Genomic DNA, 16,843 nt, shown 5'->3' on the forward strand with positions numbered 1-16,843 from the left:
GTCTCAGGAGGATGCTGTATGAGCGTGGTATTGGAAGAGATGGGCGCGCAAGGTCATCGTGAACTGTTCTGCCAGTTTTTTCATGACACGCACGTTCAGTTCGATCCAAAGCACATTGACTGGCCGGACTTGGACCCAGCCGCAGAGCAGCGGTTGAAATCTCTGCCATTCTGGGGCGAAGCGGTGGCGACGGAGAGTGTGACAGCGCGCATGGTGCAGCACATGGCGGATACCGAAACGGATCCTCTGGTCAAAGCGGCAGTGGCTCTGGATGGCTTTGAGGAGCGACGTCACGCGGAGTTACTGCAAGCCCTGGTAGACCACTATGGAATTGCCATTCCGCCGCTGCCGGCTCCGCCGCCCATTCGTGACCCCCATTGGGAATTTCTCTTCACCGGCTATGGTGAATGTCTCGATTCCTATTTCGCCTTTGGCCTCTTCGCGGCGGCCAAAGATTCGGGCTTTTTTCCGCCAGCCTTGGTGGATATCTTTGACCCCATCATGCAAGAAGAAGCGCGCCACATCATTTTCTTCATCAATTGGTTGGCCTGGTACCGGCGCCAGCTTCCTTGGTGGAAACGCCCTTGGTTGGAGTTTCAGCGTATGCAGGTGATTGCCCTGCAAGCCTGGGCGCGCATCCAGACGGCGCGGGGCATGGGCGGCGCTCAGGAAGAGAACTTCACCATGACTGGCCATGAGCAGGTGAGCCAAGATATGAGCTTGACCAAGCTCCTGGCGCTATGCCGCAGCGAAAATGAACGCCGCTTCGCGCCCTACGACGTGCGCCTGCTGCGCCCGAAACTGGCCCCCCGCATCGCCAATTTTCTGTTTTTCTTCCTCTCCCGCAGGAAGACGGCGTAAACGCCTTAGATTTTCTTCAGGTTTGGGTAACATACGCTATGGTATGTTATACTAATGCTATCGAACACAATTGCCTGGGCCAATAATTCCAGGGAAAGGAGAACACCGACAATGGCAGTGCCACTAATTCAGAGCTATCGGGTAGGTCGCTACATCATCGGCCAAAAATTGCGCGGCAACCGTCGCTACCCCTTGGTGCTTATGCTTGAGCCACTATTCCGTTGTAACTTGGCCTGTGCTGGCTGTGGTAAGATCGATTATCCCGACGAAGTGCTGGATAAGCGTCTGTCTACGGAAGAGTGTATCGGGGCGGCTGAGGAATGCGGCGCGCCGATTGTCTCCATTGCGGGCGGCGAGCCACTGATCCACAAGGACATGCCAGAGATCGTTGCGGGTCTCATCGAGCGCAAGCGCTTTGTGTATCTCTGCACTAACGCATTGCTGTTGAAAAAGCGTATGGATGATTATCAGCCTTCGCCATATCTGACCTTTTCCGTGCATCTGGATGGTAACGAACACCGTCATGATGACTCGGTTTGTCAGCCTGGCACTTATAAGCGTGCGGCTCTGGCCATTCGCGAGGCGGTGGAAAAGGGCTTCCGTGTTACCGTCAACTGTACCTTGTTCCAGGGCGAGGGTGCAGAAGAGGTCGCGAGTTTCCTGGATGACTGTAAGGCCTTGGGCGTGGAAGGAGTAACGATCTCTCCCGGCTTCAATTATGAGCGTGCCCCACAACAAGAGGTTTTTATCAAGCGCCAAGCCTCGCGCCAACTGTTTCGCGATATCTTCCGCATTGGCAAGGAGCGCAAGGCCAAGTGGAAATTCAATCAGTCGAGCCTGTTTCTCGACTTCTTGGCGGGTAATCAGACCTATCAATGTACGCCTTGGGGCAATCCGACACGCAACATCTTTGGCTGGCAGAAACCCTGTTATCTGTTGGTGAGCGAGGGTTATGCGCCGAGTTTTCGCGCACTGATGGATGAGACCCCTTGGGAACGTTATGGGGTGGGCAACAATAGTAAGTGCGACCAGTGCCAAGTGCACTCGGGTTTTGAGCCGACTGCGGTGAACGATACCTTTGCGCATCCACTCAAAGCCCTGAAGGTGTCACTATTTGGCCCGAAAACACGGGGTCCTATGGCGCCCGACATGCCGGCTAGTTCTTCGGGGCCAGGCGCGGAACGGCCAGTGTTCCCATTGCGGGTAGAGCGCTGATTATCACCTGTTGTATCGAGGAGCTGTTCATGTTTCGTAACTTGCGACTTGTCTTGCCTGTCTTGCCTGTGTTGTCGCTAGGATTGCTTGCCGCGAGCGCTCCTGCTGCTTGGGCAGATACCACTGCGGCAATCCAGACAGCAGCGGTTACTAGCCCCAAGGCGACTATCGAGAGCTTGGATCAAACCCTCTTGGCTACCATGAAAGCCGGTAAAGCAGCTGGGTATCCGGGGCGGTACAAGATCATTGCCCCAGTGATCGACAAAACTTTTTACTTTCAGCGCATTGCCGAGATTTCCTTGGGTTCCGAGTGGGGTAAATTAAACGCCGCGCAGCAACAGCAATTCGTCAAGGTGTTGGGCGAGTACACTACAGCAACCTACGCCGGCCGTTTTGACGACTACAACAGTGAGCAATTTGCCGTTACTGGGGTCCAGCAGTTGCGTCCGGGCACCATGGGCGTGTTCACCACCTTCACCATGAAGAATGGCCGGGTGCATCGCTTTGATTACCTGCTCGAACAGGCAGACGGAAAGGATTGGAAAATCATTAACGTGGTTGCCGATGGCGTGAGTGATCTTTCTCTGAAGCGCTCGGAGTATACGGAAACCATCAAGAGCAAGGGGTTCCCGGCATTGATCGCTCATCTGCAGCACGAAATTCAGGGTTACGCTTCCGGCGGAAAATCGTGAAATTGCGCCGCCCCTCTATCGTTCTGGGCCTAGTCGGCCTATTTTGTTTGAGCGGCTGCGCAACCATGCAGGGTCCTGCGAGCGGATCTTCCGGGCAGGGCGATCCCTTTGAGCCAGTGAATAAGCCGATCTTCCATGCTAATTTGTGGTTGTTTCGTAATGTGTTGAGCCCGGTCAACCAGGGCTACGAAGCCGTCACGCCAAAATTTTTCCGTACGGGCGTGAGCAACGTTTTTGCCAATGCGGATATGCCCTATATCTTCCTTAATGATTTTCTTCAGGGTCGAGTACAGCCGGGTATGGAAGGGTTGAGCCGCTTCCTCGTCAATTCCATCTTTGGTTTGGGTGGCATTTTTGATGTTGCTAACAAACTCGATCTACCCAAGCAAGACAATAGCTTTGGTGTGACGCTGGGGGTTTGGGGAGTGCCGCAGGGACCGTATTTGGTGCTGCCTTTTTATGGTCCAAGCTCTCTGCGCAATCTGCCAGGGATGGCCCTGGCGATTTTTGTCTCGCCCCCGTATTATTTCCCCGCGAGCAACGCGCAGTGGGCGTGGACGGGGATGAGCGTTATCAATACCGGCCATGTGGATGCGCCGCAGGCAAGAATGGTCGAGGATGCCGTGAATCCCTATGTGTTTGCGCGCAACGCCTGGGAGCAACATGAGCAATTTCTGATTGATGGCGGTAAGGTCAACAAGGAGCAGTTGTTACAGGGCTTGGATTTGCCGCCGCCAACGGCTGCGACCGGGTCTGCTGCTGCTGCACCGTGAAGGGAGAAAGTTTGGACACAGAAATCGTCAAACGTATCGCGCATCTGAGTCGTATTGCCTTGCCAGAAGCAGAACTGCCACAGGTGGCGGATCAGTTGGAGCGAATCTTTGCGCTGGTAGCAGAGATGCAGGCGGTGCCGACCGAGGGGATTGAGCCGATGGCGCACCCTCTGGACCTGCAGCAGCCGTTGCGCCCGGATCTGTTGCGGCAAGAGTGCTTGTCCAGAGAGGAATTGATGGCCTCGGCGCCACATGCGCAGGATGGGCTGTTTTTGGTTCCCAAAGTCATCGAATAAGGTATGGTTATGGAACTCCACCAGATGGGCGTAACGGAGCTCGCTGCCGGGCTACGCAAGAAAGATTTTTCCGCGGTAGAGCTTAGCGATGCACTGTTACAACGCATCCGCAAGTCGCAGGACGCTATCAATGCATTTATCAGCGTCAGCGAAGAGCTGGCATTGGCGCAGGCAAACGCCGCAGATCAACGACGTGCCCAGGGAGACGCCAATCCCTTGCTGGGGATTCCTCTGGCGCACAAAGATATCTTTTGTACCCGTGGTCAGCGTACAACTTGTGGTTCGAAGATGCTGGCGGATTTCATCTCTCCCTACGACGCAACTGTAGTACAGCGTCTGCAGGGAGCCGGCATGGTTAGCTTGGGCAAACTCAACATGGATGAGTTCGCCATGGGCTCATCCAATGAAACCAGCTTTTTTGGCCCGGTGCGTAATCCGTGGGATCGTGCGCGTGTCCCGGGCGGGTCTTCGGGTGGCTCGGCGGCGGCGTTGGCAGCGCGTTTGCTGCCCGCCGCCACGGGTACCGATACCGGCGGCTCTATTCGCCAGCCGGCGGCCTTCTGCGGAGTCACCGGTCTCAAGCCCACCTACGGTCGGGTATCGCGGTACGGTATGATTGCCTTCGCTTCTAGTCTCGATCAAGGCGGTCCGATGGCGCGCTCGGCTGCCGATTGTGCGCTGCTTATGGATGCCATGGCCGGCCACGACGCCCTCGATTCTACCAGTCATCCGCAGGGGGCAGGGCGCTTCTCGGCGGCACTTGGGCGTAATCTGCAGGGCTTGCGTATTGGCGTGCCCGAGGAGTTTTTTGGTGATGGACTCGACCCGGAAGTGGCGCAAGCGGTGCAAGATGCCATCCAGTGGTATGCTAGCCAGGGTGCCGAGATTCGTCCCGTGCGTTTGCCCAACAATGCCCATGCCGTCAGCACCTATTATGTTTTGGCACCGGCAGAGGCCTCCAGCAACCTGTCCCGCTTTGACGGGGTGCGCTACAGCCATCGCAGTGCTGTGAGTGCAGATTTGCAGGATCTCTATCTGCAGTCACGCTACGAAGGCTTCGGCCCTGAAGTACGGCGCCGTATTCTGATCGGTAGTTATGTCCTTTCGGCCGGCTACTACGATGCCTACTACCGCAAGGCACAGCAGGTCCGCGCCCTGATCCGTGAGGACTTTCGCCGCGCCTTTGCCGAGGTAGATGTGATTATGGGACCAGCCACCCCTTCCACAGCCTTCGCTTTGGGTGCCAAAAGTGCAGACCCGGTAGCGATGTATCTGGCCGATATCTACACCATTGCTGTCAATCTGGCGGGTATCCCCGCGCTGAGTCTGCCTTGTGGTTTCAGCAAAGACGGCCTACCCATCGGCTTGCAGATCATGGGGGATTACTTTGCTGATGAGCTGATTCTGGGCCTCGGTGATGCCTATCAGCGGGATAGCGATTGGCATCGACGTTCGCCAAGCGGGGAGGGGCAATGAGCATGGCCTGGGAAGTCGTCATTGGTCTTGAGGTACATGTTCAGCTCAACACCAGCAGCAAGATTTTTTGTGCCTGCTCTACTGCCTTTGGCGCGGAGCCCAATGCGCACACCTGTCCAGTCTGCCTGGCCATGCCGGGTGCGCTACCGGTTTTAAACGAAGCGGCGGTGAATAAAGCCATTGCCTTTGGTTTGGCCATTGGCGCCGAGCTGAACCGGCGCAGTGTCTTTGCTCGGAAAAACTATTTCTATCCGGATCTACCCAAAGGGTATCAGATCAGCCAGTACGAAATTCCGATCGTTGGCACTGGTCATTTGGATATTTTGCTGGCCGATGGAGAAGAAAAGCGCATCAACATTACGCGTGCGCATCTGGAAGAAGACGCGGGTAAATCTTTGCATGAGGCCTATGCGGGAGAGTCCGGTATCGACCTCAACCGCGCAGGTACACCACTTTTGGAAATCGTATCCGAGCCAGATCTGCGCTCCGCTACGGAGGCCGTTGCCTACCTGAAAAAATTGCATGCGTTAGTGCGCTATCTCGATATTTCCGACGGCAATATGCAGGAAGGCTCTTTTCGCTGTGATGCCAATGTCTCCCTGCGGCGTCCCGGTGCGCCCTTCGGAACGCGTGCCGAAATCAAGAATCTCAATTCCTTCCGCTTTCTGGAAAAGGCCATCGGCTATGAAGTCTTGCGCCAGCAGGACATCCTCGAATCTGGTGGCAAAGTAGTGCAGGAGACTCGTCTCTACGATGCCAACCAGGGCGAGACGCGCTCCATGCGCAGCAAGGAAGAGGCAAACGATTACCGCTACTTCCCCGACCCGGATCTCCTGCCCCTGCAACTCGATTCCGAGCGCATTGAGGCCGTGCGCAAAGGGCTACCAGAATTGCCGGATGCGCGTAAGTTGCGTTTTATGGAGCAGTATGGTCTGCCGGCCTATGATGCCGCCGTTCTCACCGCAGCGCGTGAACTGGCGGATTACTACGAAGTGGTGGCGGCAGGACAGGATGCGAAACTCGCGGCCAACTGGGTGATGGGTGACTTGCTGGGTGCGCTGAACAAGACTGGCCTGGAGATCGAGGCTTGCCCGGTAGCGGCAACAGAGCTGCGACTACTATTGGCCCGTATAGCTGATCAGACCATTTCCGGAAAAATCGCTAAAGAAATCTTTGAGATCCTCTTCTATGAGGGAGGCTCTGTCGATGCCATTATTGATGCGCGTGGGCTGCGGCAGATTACCGATACGACGGCCATCGTTGCCATGATCGATGAGATCATCCAAAAAAATCCGCAGCAGGCAGCAGATTATCGTGCCGGGAAGGAAAAGCTATTTGGCTTTTTCGTGGGACAGGTGATGAAGGCTAGTCAAGGCAAGGCCAACCCCGATCAGGTCAATGCCTTGCTACGGGAACGTCTACAGGCTGGCTAAAACCAAAAGCGCCCGACATCAAGTGTCGGGCGCTTTCTTTATGTGCCTCTTTTTAAGAAGCTGGGACCGTGGCCGGCACTTCCTTTACCAGCTTCAGGAATTCAGAGAAAGGCCCCATGTTTTCCATGGCTTCCATCTTCGGTCCCTTGAAGTTAAGGCGACCAAACATCATTGCCATCATCGGCGAGCCCATGTGATGCCAGTCATGGGTGGTAGCCCACATTTTGTAATCGTAGCTGTAATTCAGGTCGGTAACTTTGATGGGGCCGCCATAGGTGCATTCTGCCTTGCCATCTTTCGCGGAAATTTCGAGTTGCACGGGTGGCGTGGATTTCATGCTCGAATCAGAAATCTCCATAACTTTGTAACCTTTGCCGCCGTTGTTTTTGATCCAAGAACCTGCCAATTTGGTGGTCAGTGTATCGTTCTGATTCCAGGCGCTGCAGAGCTCCTTGGCCCACGCTGGTGACATGAAATCGGGGGCTGCGGCAAAGGCCAGGGCAGGTGCAGCAATAACCGAGCCAAGCACGGCAGACAACAACAGTTTTTTGATCATCATCCTTCTCCTCTTCCCGCTTGTTGATAAAAACTTTACGAGTGTATAGCGAAACCGCGATGCGGGACAGCAATAGATTTTTATTTTGGAATAAGACAGAAAGATAAAGAATATCAGGGTATTCTAAAACCTTGGTTACGCTCCAGCGCGGGGACTAAATAATCTCTCATATTCGCCAATCGCGAAGCGATCGGTCATGCCGGCAATGTAATCTGCCACCACCCGTGCGCGGCGGCGCTGGTCGCTAGTATAGTCACGCAGATATAACTGCTGCTTAAGCGGCAAGAGCTGCGGATCAGCAAAGAGGATCTCGAAAATTTGGCGGACCGTGCGCTTTGCCTTTTCTGCCTGGCGATGCACTTGCGGATGACGGTAGAGATTGGCCATCAAAAAGGCTTTTAACGTACGAATGGCGCGCACCATATCGGGACTATGGGCCGCTAACGGCTCAGAGTGCTGACGCACGTCTGCCAAGCTGCGAATGTCAGCAGCGGCGATGCGTGCGGTGCTATGTTCGACAAGGTCGGTGATCAACAGGTTGATCAGGCGGCGACCCGCCTCGTGACGGAGTACACTGCGCGGTGCCGCGGGATAGAGCCGCTGGACCTCAAAATAGATGGGTCCAAACATGGTTTCTTGGCACAGGGCGTCAAGGTGGAGGAGCCCCGCCCGCAGACCATCGTCAATGTCATGATTATTGTAAGCAATTTCATCTGCCAGATTGGTGATCTGCGCCTCTAGGCTGGCCTGTTCACCCTTTAGAAAGCGCTCGCCAACGTCTCCTAATTTCTCTGCGCGATTGCGACTACAGTGTTTGAGGATTCCCTCGCGGGTCTCGAAGGTGAGATTCAGGCCCGGAAAGTCGCCATAGCGCATCTCCAGCACATCCACCACGCGTAACGACTGAATGTTGTGTTCAAAGCCACCATATTCTGCCATGCAGCTATTCAGCGCATCCTGGCCAGCATGACCAAAGGGGGTATGGCCAAGATCATGGGCCAGAGAGATGGCCTCGACCAAGTCTTCATCAAGGCACAGTTGGCGAGCGATCGAGCGCGCCACCTGGCCGACTTCCAGGCTATGGGTGAGGCGGGTACGGTAGAGATCGCCCTCATGATTGACGAAGACTTGGGTTTTATATTCGAGACGGCGGAAGGCAGTGGAGTGAATAACCCGATCACGATCGCGCTGGTACTCGCTGCGCCCACCTGTCGGCTCGCTCTCCGCGTGACGCCGACCGAGACTGTGCTGGCGGTGCGCAGCGTAGCTGGCAAGACTCTGCTCCATTTAGGAATGGCTCTCGGCGAGGATTTGTTCCATGGTACTGGCAAGAAGGGGTAAACGGCGGGCGAAGAGCAGGTAGGCAGCGTCGGCATATTGGCGAATTTCGTACTGCGCATCGGGCTTGCGCCGCAGGCGAAAGAAGTTCATCAGGCTGCGGAAATTGACGGTCCAATAGACGTCTGAATAGGCGGCTACCGGCATCACGTTGCGCAATAGCTCTCGCGCCCGACCGCGGTAGGGATCCCGCCCACCGCTTTTGGCCGGCAGTGTACCGTCTGCGCGTGCGGCATCGATGCGCGAACAGGCATCGCCGTACTGCTTTTCGTACCAAGTGAACAATTGCGCCATTAGCGCTTCATATTCCGCTATCGATTCTTCGTCGAGCACCGCGTAGCCATCGACGGTACGTGCCGCAAGGTCGGGCACATAGGCTTCAGAGATGGGCTTGCGGTAACGCATGGAAAACTCGTTCCAGCTGGAAATTCGGTGCTTGACCCACTGCCGCAAAACAAAAATCGGTGCGACAAAACGAAAGCGGAAATATACCGTTTCAAAGGGAGTGCCGTGCTGGTCGCGCAACAATTGATAGAGCAGGTGGCGATCGCGTTCGCTAAAGGATTCAGCATTAGCGAGGCGGTTGTTAGTAGTGCTGATGCGTGCCGTATTGACGATGGTGGCCTCATCCCCCCAGCTATCTTCGAGCTCAATAAAACCAAAGTTGCCGATACGCAGGCAGGCGTCTGGGTGCACACGCAAGCGCTCGGCAATCTCTTCCTCGAGCTCATTAGTGGCCTTGTTGTGTTCTGCCATGTTTACTCCATATAAGCGTTGAGAGTTTGCCGAATGGCAGCCTCAGGTACGTCGCCGGTAATGATCGATTCGCCGATGCTGCGCAGTAAGATGAAGTGAATCTGCCCGCCAGCGACTTTTTTGTCGATGCGCATAAAGCGCAGATATTCTTCTACCGGTAGGCGTGGGGCATGGGTTGGTAGGCCCGCGGCTTGCACGAGACGGAAGATGCGTGCCTGCTCGCTTTCGCGCAGCAGGTCGAGGCGGCGGGAGAGGTCGGCCGCCATGACCATGCCGATAGCCACCGCTTCGCCATGTAGGTACGTGCCGTAGCCGGTTGCGGCCTCGATTGCGTGACCAAAGGTGTGGCCATAATTGAGGATGGCACGTAATCCGCCCTCGAGCTCGTCCCGCGCTACGACTTCAGCCTTGTCGGTGCAGGATTCATGAATGACTCGCGCCAGGGCATCACCATCTTCGGCGAGGATGGCATCCAAGTGATCTTCCAGCCAGGCGAAAAACCCGGGATCGTTGATCAGCCCGTATTTGATCACCTCGGCCAGACCGGAACGAAATTCCCGCTGTGGCAGGCTATCCAGGGTATCAACATCGGCAATCACCGCACGCGGCTGATAGAAGGCACCGATCATGTTCTTGCCCAGGGGATGGTTGACGCCGGTCTTGCCGCCAACCGAGGAATCGACCATCGCCAGTAAGGTCGTTGGCACCTGCACAAAGGGAATGCCGCGTTGATAGATGGCGGCAACGAAGCCACCCAAATCACCGATGACTCCACCACCCAGCGCACACAAGCTAGCGTCACGCCCCAGTCCGGCCGCCAACATCTGCGCACAGACTAGTTCTACTGTGGCGAGAGATTTGCTCGCTTCCCCATGCGGCACGATGATCTCCACCAGGGGACGCTGGGCGCGCGCCAGGGTTTCCCGCAAGGCAGGTAGGTAGAGGGGTGCCACCAAGTCATCGGAGAGGATTGCGACGCCTCCCGGACTGAGGTGGGGAAGGAAGCGTTGCGCATCGTGTAGTATCCCGGACCCGATGTGTATGGGGTAGGAACGTGCGCCGAGTTGGACCTGGAGGCTTGGCATTGGGGGAATCTCTTCCTGCGTACTTGCCTCCATTGTAGGGGGCTACCGGCTCTCTGCAAAGTTTTTTGCGGCACTAGCCATTACAGAGGTTACGCAGGTGGCGCAAAATCTGGCGCAGTACTTGGTCTGAGCGCAGGGCGTCGCCGCGTACTCGCCAGTGCGCTGTTTGGCGGTAGAGTGGCGTACGTTGGGTCGCGAGCTCCTCTAGTCGCTGCCGGAGGTTGTCTACCTGCAATAGGGGGCGTTGACGATCGTGACGCAGCCGCTTGAGCTGTTCGGTGACGCTGACTTCGAGATAAATCACCTCGCCCATGTGGCGCAGCAGTCCACGATTGCGAGGGTCGAGAATGGCGCCCCCCCCGGTAGCCAACACAATGTCCTCATCCTCGTTGGTAATATCCTGGAGCACGCGATGTTCGCGTTCGCGAAATCCTGCCTCGCCTTCAATGGCAAAGATGGTGGGAATATCCACGCCAGTTGCAGCGACGATGCGCGCGTCGGAGTCAACGAATTGCCAACGCAAACGGGCCGCCAAAAGGCGGCCGATGGTGCTCTTGCCCGACCCCATGGGGCCGATGAGGATGATTCTAGCCAGCGTCGTCTCCCGGTTCACCGCCGCCCACCACCTTGGGCGTAATGAAGACCAAGAGTTCCGTTTGCGCCGTATTAAATTCCTTCGCCTTGAATAGCCAGCCGAGGAGGGGAATGTCCTTCAGCAATGGGACCCCAGACTGGCTGGTACTCTTGGTTTCCGTATAGATACCGCCGATGACTACCGTCTGTCCATTATTCACCAGTAGTTTGGTCTTGACCTCTTGGGTATTGATGGGCACGCCACCAGCGGTAACCTGGGCATAGTTTGGCTGGTTGTTGGTCGCCTCCACATCCATGGTGACCTTGCCGTTTGGCGCAATGTGTGGCGTAACTTTGAGGGCAAGTTCAGCCTTTTTGAAGGAAACCGCCGTCGCGCCGCTGCTGGATGCCTGCTGGTAGGGGATCTCTGTACCCTGAGCAATGGTGGCGGTTTCGTTATCTTCCGTCAGCACCTTCGGGCTGGAGATGATCTTCACCTTGTTGGCTGCCTGCAAGGCCTGTAGCTGAAGATTGAGAATACGGCTGCCCGCGGAGTTGCCAAGGGCAAAGCCGAGAGAGGCAGGGTTGAGGCCGGTGAGTGGACTGCCGCTGGGGGCGTAGGCGGGCAGGTTGACCAAGGCAGGGACTCCGCCACTGGTGCTGCCGGTGCTGGTACCACCGCTTCCACTACCGCCAAATCCGCTGATGGGATAACTACCACCTTGGGTGCTGGTGGAACCAGATGCGCCCGTTCCGGAAAGGTTAATGATTCCACCACCGCCAGCGCCGGTGTAGCTGCCACCCCATTGAATACCCAAAGACTGCGCGGCATTGGTGGTGATCTGCACGATGCGCGCCTCGATCAAGACCTGAGGTACAGGCTTGTCAATCTTGGCAATGAGCTTCTTGATGTTGTCGATGTCTTGCGGGGTATCGCGTACTAACAGGCTGTTGGTGCGGGTGACCACTGCGACGGAGCCGCGCGACCCCAGCAACGAGTTGCCGATGAGATTCTCCGACGGAATCCCCAGAGCCGACGCGAGCGCGTGACTTTGCTGTACGTTCAGACCATTACCGGAATCACTATTGTTGGCTTGCTGAGAAAAGCCACGGAGTAGATCGGCTATTTGGGTGGCTCGGGCATATTTGAGCGGAATCAGTTCAGTTACCAGTGGCTCCAACTTGCGTTTGCTGGCGTCTGCTTTCAGTTCCGCCTCTTCTTGGCTGGAGATTTGGTTGGCTGGAGCCACCCAAAGAATATTGCCAATGTGCTTCACCGCAAGGCCTTGGGACTCCAAAATCACCTTGAAGGCCTCTTCCCAGGGCTCATTTTTTAGGCGTATGGAGACTGTCCCGGCAACGCTGTTAGAGACCACAATGTTCTGATGGGTGAAGTCAGCGATTACCTGTAATGCGTCACGCACGCTGATGTTTTGGAAATCCATGCTCAAGCGCTTGCTTTGCATTGGGTTCTCTGCGGCAGCATTGGCCTCTTCATGACGCACGGAAATCATCGTCTGCTGGCCGAGCTGATAGGCTGAGTACTGAAATGGTCCATCAATATGGAAGATGAGGCGGGTGCTCGTGCCCAGGGGATACACATCAACATACTGTACTGGCGTACCAAATTGATCTGTCCCGAAGCGATGGGTAAGGCTGGTGGAGACCTGGGTGTTGTGCAAGGTAACGATGAGACGCCCGGGCTCCCGACTCACATCCATCTGCGGTTGCATCCCTTGTATGTTGAGAGACAACATGCCGGCGCCATCTTTTTCTCGGTGGAACTGGAGATTTTCTATGCTGGTACCAAGAGTGGCAGGCGTTGCTGAGACAGATGGTGACGCGGCAACCGGTTCGGCGGATGGCACGCTGGGCGACGGAGTCGGCGCCCCTGCAGATTTCTCGTGCAAGGCGACGAAACGCAAGCGATATCCGCCCGGAGCGGGTTCCACCATGACAGCCTGCGGTGTGCGGAGCAATAAGTCCATCCGTGCATTATGACCATCATTTTCGGTGAGAATGTTTTCTATAACACCCCCGCTCGCCACGTTGTTGGTATTGGTAAGAAAATGCGTATCCTGAAAATCAATGCGAACGCGGTAACCGTGGTTGAAGGTGTTCACATCGTACGACGGGCGCGAATTGCTCTGTATATTGAGAACGGTTCCTTTGGCACTGCTCTGGACCTGTATTCCCTGGATCAAACCCTCCGCCCAACTGGCTCCGCTGATGGCCATGCAGCCGAGTGCTGTCAACAGGGCCCAACGTAGTGTAGCAGGGCGCTTTCGGCGGTTACTTTGCGGCGCGACAACTGCGAAAGAATCATTCTGGTTCATGTGCTTCATCCTTGCTCAGATCCTTGACTTAGCCATTACTCTGAAAGTGCAGAGTCGTGCTTTGTTGTTCATACCCGCCGAAAGCATTCGGTAAATATTGGGTAATTACTACCATATGGCGCTGCGAATCGATGGCCTCGATGTGGCCATTTTTGTCGCCAATGCCAGCACCCACCCCAGCACGATAGACTTTGTTGTCTGGAGTAAGGAACACTGCCCATTGTTGTCCATCTGCCTGCATGATTCCGGTCAGCGTGAGACTTCCAAGCGCATATTTTTCCAGAGGTTGGAGAGGACCTTTACGCTGCGGAGCCGATTTTGCGCCCTCGGCGGCGGCTTCCTCGCGCAATGCCAGCTCTGAAAAACTGGTGAATGGATCACGATGTTGCGCGTTGGTATATGCGGTTGCGGTGTAATGCGGTATCGGCGGTAGTGCTTCAATTTTGGGATGCAGTTGCGGTCCTTGCTCTACAAATGCCTGTAAATTTGCCAAATTGTTGTTATGCGAGCAGGCGCTAAGCATAAGCGTTACAGCCAGAAGAATGGGGATGCGACTTGTTGTCTTCATTTCCTTACCTCTGTTTGCTCAACTTTTGCCTCAATGTAGCGATATGTGGTGGCGACACAGGACATCTCCAACTTTTGCGCAGCCAAGGCCTTGTCAAGAGGGGCAGTACCACTGGCGCTGGCGCTGGGAGTGATGCTGATATCATTTATGGTGACGATACGCGGCATCGCGGCTACTGCGGCGGCAAAACGTCCTATATCTCCATAAGTTCCCGTAACGTTGATCTTTACCGGAATCTCTGCGTAAAAGTTTTTATTTACCTCAGGAAGTGGTTGAAACAGAGTAAATTCCAAGCCACGACTCCTACCGGCGAGAGTCACGTCGTCAAGCAGCGATGGGATCTGTGCGCGATCCGGTAGCTGTTCCAGAAAGCGCTGAAAGCGATGTTTCATCTCCAAAATCTGCGCCTGATAAGCAGGTAAGTCTGCAGCCAATAGCTGTTTTTGGCGCACTTGACCTTTCAGCGTCTCAACCTGCGCCTGAAGATCATTGTACTTATCATTCTCTGGTGAGATGAACCAAAACCAGGCAACGGCGCCTAATAAAACAATGATGATAGCAGCGATAATCGCCTTGGTCTTTAGCGGTAGGCGCATGAGATCATCAAGCTGTAGATTGTTGATTTCATCCCAGGTCATGAGTTTGCTCCGGCTTTTCCGTGGGCAGATGGGTTTGCATCTGTAGAGTGAACTGATTCACTTCGTTGCCCCCTAACTTGGCCTTGCTGATGATATCCAGGGTGGGTTTGCTGAAAACCCCACTGTGTTCGATGTGCCGCATGAAAGCCGCCACTTGATCGTTGCCCTCAGCGTAGCCAGAGAGGGTGATGGTTTCCCCTTGTTGCTGCAGTTTGGTCAGGAAGACCCCTTGCGGCGTAATGGCAGCTAGCGAGTTGAAAATTCTGACGCTGAGATCACGCCGATCCTGGAGCGTTCCGATAATTTTTTCCCGCGCCAGCAAGGCGTCACGTTTCTTGCGTAGATCCGCGATGGAGGCGATTTTTTGATCCAGTTGTTGGGTTACGCCCTGCAAATACACGATCTTTTGCTGCTCTGCATGCACTCGCGCAACAAAAACTTCATAAACGCCATAGTAAATTACCGCTGCGACTATCAAAACAAGAAGTAATCCAACAAGGAAAACCTGCTGCTGCTGTGTTCTTCTGCTTTCTCGGTGCGGAAGTAAGTTGACGAAAATCATTCAGCAAACCTCCGTAGAGCGAGGCCACAAGCGACTGCCATGGCAGAACCCTCACTGCGCAAAAAGCGCTCGTTCACCGATGGCCCCATGCGCATTCCCTGAAACGGGTCAGGGGTCTCGACAGTAACGCCTTGAAGATGTTTGGTAATTCCCGGTAAATTGGCCCCGGGACCGAAAAGCGCAATTTTTCGTAAGGTGACATCGGGTAGGCTCGCTTGAAAGAAGTCTAACGCGCGCAGTATCTCTCGTCCGAGATCAGAAACAAATGGCGTAAGTACGTCTTTTTCATATTCTTGTGGAAGGCCACCAAACCTTTGCATGCGTAGTGCATCGTCTGGGCTTAGGCCAAAATGTTGCGAAATTCTTTCGATCAATCTGGAGGTTCCAAAATTGTGGTCACGAGAATAAATGGGTTGGGAATTCTCGAAAACGTGTACGCCCGTGGTGCTGCTGCCAATCTCAATCAGGACGATCCCGCCCTTTTCAGTATGTAGTTGTGGTTGCAAATGGTTTATGAGAGTCCAAAGGGAAAATTGGCGCACATCAAGAATTTTCGGTTTGAGGCCGGCGCTTTCCAAGATTGCTGAATTATCTTCAACGTGATCTTTCTTGCTCGCAACAAGTAGAATTTGCTGATATCCCTTACGCTCTGGATCAGGACCCAGGGCTGCAAAATCAAAATTGACTTGCTCCATGGGGAATGGGATGTATTGTTGGCCCTCGTAGCGTATCTGATCTTCGATGACGTCGTCACGCATGCCAGATGGCAATGAAATAATCTTCACAATCGCGTTATTGGACGGCAATGCCGTTGCCGTCTTTTTGGTTCGGATGCGCGACCGCTGCAGAATGGTGCGTATGGCGTTGGTGGTTGGCTCGAGCTCTCGCTCATCATGTTCTGTACCGGGGTTGTTCGGGATCGCCTCGCTATCGGCGTGTGCAACAGTAAGCTGCCCCCGTGCGGAAGACAGTTCTACTAGTTTTACTGCTTCCAGTCCAATATCGAGACCGAGCAGTGGGGGACTGGGCATGCGTAGCATGTTTTCCTCACCTTAGAGCGTAATGAATCGCTATGCTGTTCCCAAGCAAGCGTGCGTCTGCTTTTTGCAACTTGATCGGAAAATTAGCAGCATTCCGCATCCTGTCAAGGCGCGCATGGAAAAATCTGTGATGATAGACTGCAAACTCCAGCTACCCAGGACGAGCTTTTAGGAACCCGTGCAGTCGACTGACCAAGTATGGATGCAAGCCGCTCTGGCCGCGGCACGCGCAGCGGCAACGCTGGGCGAGGTGCCGGTGGGTGCGGTATTGATAGATGCTGCGGGTGAGCTCCTCGCTAGCGCGCACAATGCCCCCATCGCGAATTCCGATCCAACGGCGCACGCGGAGATTCAAGTATTACGTCTGGCTGCACAACTTTTGGGCAACTACCGTCTTGGCGGTTGCACGCTGTACGTTACCCTGGAGCCCTGCGTCATGTGCTTTGGTGCCATTGTTCACGCGCGCTTGGCACGGGTGGTGTATGCAGCGAGTGACCCCAAGGGTGGGGTGATCGAGAGCCACTTGCAGCTGCCAAATTTGGCGCCGAGTAATCATCGACTGGAGTGGGAGGGCGGGGTACTCGCAGACGAGGCATCCAGCTTGCTCAAGGAGTTTTTTCGCGCACGGCGGGCTACACTATGACA

18 protein-coding genes are annotated in these 16,843 nt (G+C 55.1%); 8 read left to right on the forward strand and 10 right to left on the reverse strand.

Going from position 1 to position 16,843, the window contains the following annotated elements; all coding sequences use genetic code 11:
• The first annotated feature begins 18 nt into the window (after window positions 1-18).
• From AB4090_RS04515 to gatB, 7 genes are all read left to right on the forward strand, one after another.
• Entirely contained in the window at window positions 19-861 is an 843-nt protein-coding gene (locus AB4090_RS04515) for a ferritin-like domain-containing protein (protein WP_369572671.1), read from the forward strand.
• A 111-nt stretch (window positions 862-972) separates the two neighbouring features.
• Complete coding sequence (hpnH, locus tag AB4090_RS04520) at window positions 973-2,076, forward strand: adenosyl-hopene transferase HpnH (RefSeq protein WP_369572672.1); 1,104 nt, start codon at window positions 973-975, stop codon at window positions 2,074-2,076.
• A 29-nt stretch (window positions 2,077-2,105) separates the two neighbouring features.
• Complete coding sequence (locus AB4090_RS04525; RefSeq protein WP_369572673.1) at window positions 2,106-2,768, forward strand: ABC transporter substrate-binding protein; 663 nt, start codon at window positions 2,106-2,108, stop codon at window positions 2,766-2,768.
• Window positions 2,765-3,541: a VacJ family lipoprotein gene (locus tag AB4090_RS04530; protein WP_369572674.1), complete on the forward strand. Its 777-nt coding sequence runs from the start codon at window positions 2,765-2,767 to the stop codon at window positions 3,539-3,541. The genes AB4090_RS04525 and AB4090_RS04530 overlap by 4 nt, the downstream gene beginning before the upstream one ends.
• Window positions 3,542-3,552: 11 nt before the next feature.
• The gene (gatC, locus tag AB4090_RS04535) at window positions 3,553-3,837 is read left to right on the forward strand and encodes an Asp-tRNA(Asn)/Glu-tRNA(Gln) amidotransferase subunit GatC (RefSeq protein WP_369572675.1); all 285 of its coding nucleotides are present in this window, start codon (window positions 3,553-3,555) and stop codon (window positions 3,835-3,837) included.
• A 9-nt stretch (window positions 3,838-3,846) separates the two neighbouring features.
• Window positions 3,847-5,313, forward strand: coding sequence for an Asp-tRNA(Asn)/Glu-tRNA(Gln) amidotransferase subunit GatA (gene gatA / locus AB4090_RS04540; protein ID WP_369572676.1), 1,467 nt, complete (start codon window positions 3,847-3,849; stop codon window positions 5,311-5,313).
• Window positions 5,314-5,315: 2 nt separating this feature from the next.
• Window positions 5,316-6,746, forward strand: coding sequence for an Asp-tRNA(Asn)/Glu-tRNA(Gln) amidotransferase subunit GatB (gene gatB / locus AB4090_RS04545; RefSeq protein ID WP_369572706.1), 1,431 nt, complete (start codon window positions 5,316-5,318; stop codon window positions 6,744-6,746).
• Between the two features lie 52 nt (window positions 6,747-6,798).
• Here gatB and AB4090_RS04550 read toward each other — a convergent pair whose 3' ends face one another.
• The 10 genes from AB4090_RS04550 to pilM all read right to left on the reverse strand — a co-directional run bounded on the left by AB4090_RS04550 (window position 6,799) and on the right by pilM (window position 16,198).
• Complete coding sequence (locus AB4090_RS04550) at window positions 6,799-7,302, reverse strand: hypothetical protein (protein WP_369572677.1); 504 nt, start codon at window positions 7,300-7,302, stop codon at window positions 6,799-6,801.
• A gap of 135 nt (window positions 7,303-7,437) precedes the next feature.
• Entirely contained in the window at window positions 7,438-8,589 is a 1,152-nt protein-coding gene (locus AB4090_RS04555; RefSeq protein WP_369572678.1) for a deoxyguanosinetriphosphate triphosphohydrolase, read from the reverse strand.
• On the reverse strand, window positions 8,590-9,396 hold the full coding sequence (gene thyX, locus AB4090_RS04560) for an FAD-dependent thymidylate synthase (RefSeq protein WP_369572679.1): 807 nt from the start codon (window positions 9,394-9,396) through the stop codon (window positions 8,590-8,592).
• Between the two features lie 2 nt (window positions 9,397-9,398).
• On the reverse strand, window positions 9,399-10,481 hold the full coding sequence (aroB, locus tag AB4090_RS04565; protein ID WP_369572707.1) for a 3-dehydroquinate synthase: 1,083 nt from the start codon (window positions 10,479-10,481) through the stop codon (window positions 9,399-9,401).
• 73 nt (window positions 10,482-10,554) lie between these two features.
• Complete coding sequence (locus tag AB4090_RS04570) at window positions 10,555-11,094, reverse strand: shikimate kinase (RefSeq protein ID WP_369572680.1); 540 nt, start codon at window positions 11,092-11,094, stop codon at window positions 10,555-10,557.
• The gene (locus AB4090_RS04575) at window positions 11,069-13,390 is read right to left on the reverse strand and encodes a type IV pilus secretin PilQ (RefSeq protein ID WP_369572681.1); all 2,322 of its coding nucleotides are present in this window, start codon (window positions 13,388-13,390) and stop codon (window positions 11,069-11,071) included. The genes AB4090_RS04570 and AB4090_RS04575 overlap by 26 nt, the downstream gene beginning before the upstream one ends.
• A 28-nt stretch (window positions 13,391-13,418) precedes the next feature.
• Window positions 13,419-13,958: a pilus assembly protein PilP gene (locus AB4090_RS04580; protein WP_369572682.1), complete on the reverse strand. Its 540-nt coding sequence runs from the start codon at window positions 13,956-13,958 to the stop codon at window positions 13,419-13,421.
• Window positions 13,955-14,596: a type 4a pilus biogenesis protein PilO gene (locus AB4090_RS04585; RefSeq protein WP_369572683.1), complete on the reverse strand. Its 642-nt coding sequence runs from the start codon at window positions 14,594-14,596 to the stop codon at window positions 13,955-13,957. The genes AB4090_RS04580 and AB4090_RS04585 overlap by 4 nt, the downstream gene beginning before the upstream one ends.
• Window positions 14,583-15,158 (reverse strand): PilN domain-containing protein, encoded by a 576-nt coding sequence (locus tag AB4090_RS04590; protein ID WP_369572684.1) that lies wholly within the window; start codon window positions 15,156-15,158, stop codon window positions 14,583-14,585. The genes AB4090_RS04585 and AB4090_RS04590 overlap by 14 nt, the downstream gene beginning before the upstream one ends.
• Window positions 15,155-16,198 (reverse strand): type IV pilus assembly protein PilM, encoded by a 1,044-nt coding sequence (gene pilM / locus AB4090_RS04595; RefSeq protein ID WP_369572685.1) that lies wholly within the window; start codon window positions 16,196-16,198, stop codon window positions 15,155-15,157. The genes AB4090_RS04590 and pilM overlap by 4 nt, the downstream gene beginning before the upstream one ends.
• A gap of 178 nt (window positions 16,199-16,376) precedes the next feature.
• Between pilM and tadA the strand changes: the two genes are divergently transcribed.
• A complete protein-coding gene (gene tadA, locus AB4090_RS04600; RefSeq protein ID WP_369572686.1) occupies window positions 16,377-16,841 on the forward strand; it encodes a tRNA adenosine(34) deaminase TadA in 465 nt (154 codons plus the stop codon).
• Window positions 16,842-16,843: the final 2 nt, after the last annotated feature.

The organism is Acidithiobacillus sp. IBUN Pt1247-S3 (assembly GCF_041146875.1).
Lineage (GTDB): Bacteria > Pseudomonadota > Gammaproteobacteria > Acidithiobacillales > Acidithiobacillaceae > Igneacidithiobacillus.

Coding starts and splice junctions, on each gene's coding strand:
- AB4090_RS04585 (WP_369572683.1), bottom strand. CDS start 14,596: ATGACCTGGGATGAAATCAACAATCTACAGCTTGATGATCTCATGCGC.
- AB4090_RS04525 (WP_369572673.1), top strand. CDS start 2,106: ATGTTTCGTAACTTGCGACTTGTCTTGCCTGTCTTGCCTGTGTTGTCG.
- AB4090_RS04575 (WP_369572681.1), bottom strand. CDS start 13,390: ATGAACCAGAATGATTCTTTCGCAGTTGTCGCGCCGCAAAGTAACCGC.
- pilM (WP_369572685.1), bottom strand. CDS start 16,198: ATGCTACGCATGCCCAGTCCCCCACTGCTCGGTCTCGATATTGGACTG.
- AB4090_RS04515 (WP_369572671.1), top strand. CDS start 19: ATGAGCGTGGTATTGGAAGAGATGGGCGCGCAAGGTCATCGTGAACTG.
- aroB (WP_369572707.1), bottom strand. CDS start 10,481: ATGCCAAGCCTCCAGGTCCAACTCGGCGCACGTTCCTACCCCATACAC.
- AB4090_RS04550 (WP_369572677.1), bottom strand. CDS start 7,302: ATGATCAAAAAACTGTTGTTGTCTGCCGTGCTTGGCTCGGTTATTGCT.
- thyX (WP_369572679.1), bottom strand. CDS start 9,396: ATGGCAGAACACAACAAGGCCACTAATGAGCTCGAGGAAGAGATTGCC.
- gatB (WP_369572706.1), top strand. CDS start 5,316: ATGGCCTGGGAAGTCGTCATTGGTCTTGAGGTACATGTTCAGCTCAAC.
- AB4090_RS04555 (WP_369572678.1), bottom strand. CDS start 8,589: ATGGAGCAGAGTCTTGCCAGCTACGCTGCGCACCGCCAGCACAGTCTC.
- AB4090_RS04580 (WP_369572682.1), bottom strand. CDS start 13,958: ATGAAGACAACAAGTCGCATCCCCATTCTTCTGGCTGTAACGCTTATG.
- hpnH (WP_369572672.1), top strand. CDS start 973: ATGGCAGTGCCACTAATTCAGAGCTATCGGGTAGGTCGCTACATCATC.
- gatA (WP_369572676.1), top strand. CDS start 3,847: ATGGAACTCCACCAGATGGGCGTAACGGAGCTCGCTGCCGGGCTACGC.
- AB4090_RS04590 (WP_369572684.1), bottom strand. CDS start 15,158: ATGATTTTCGTCAACTTACTTCCGCACCGAGAAAGCAGAAGAACACAG.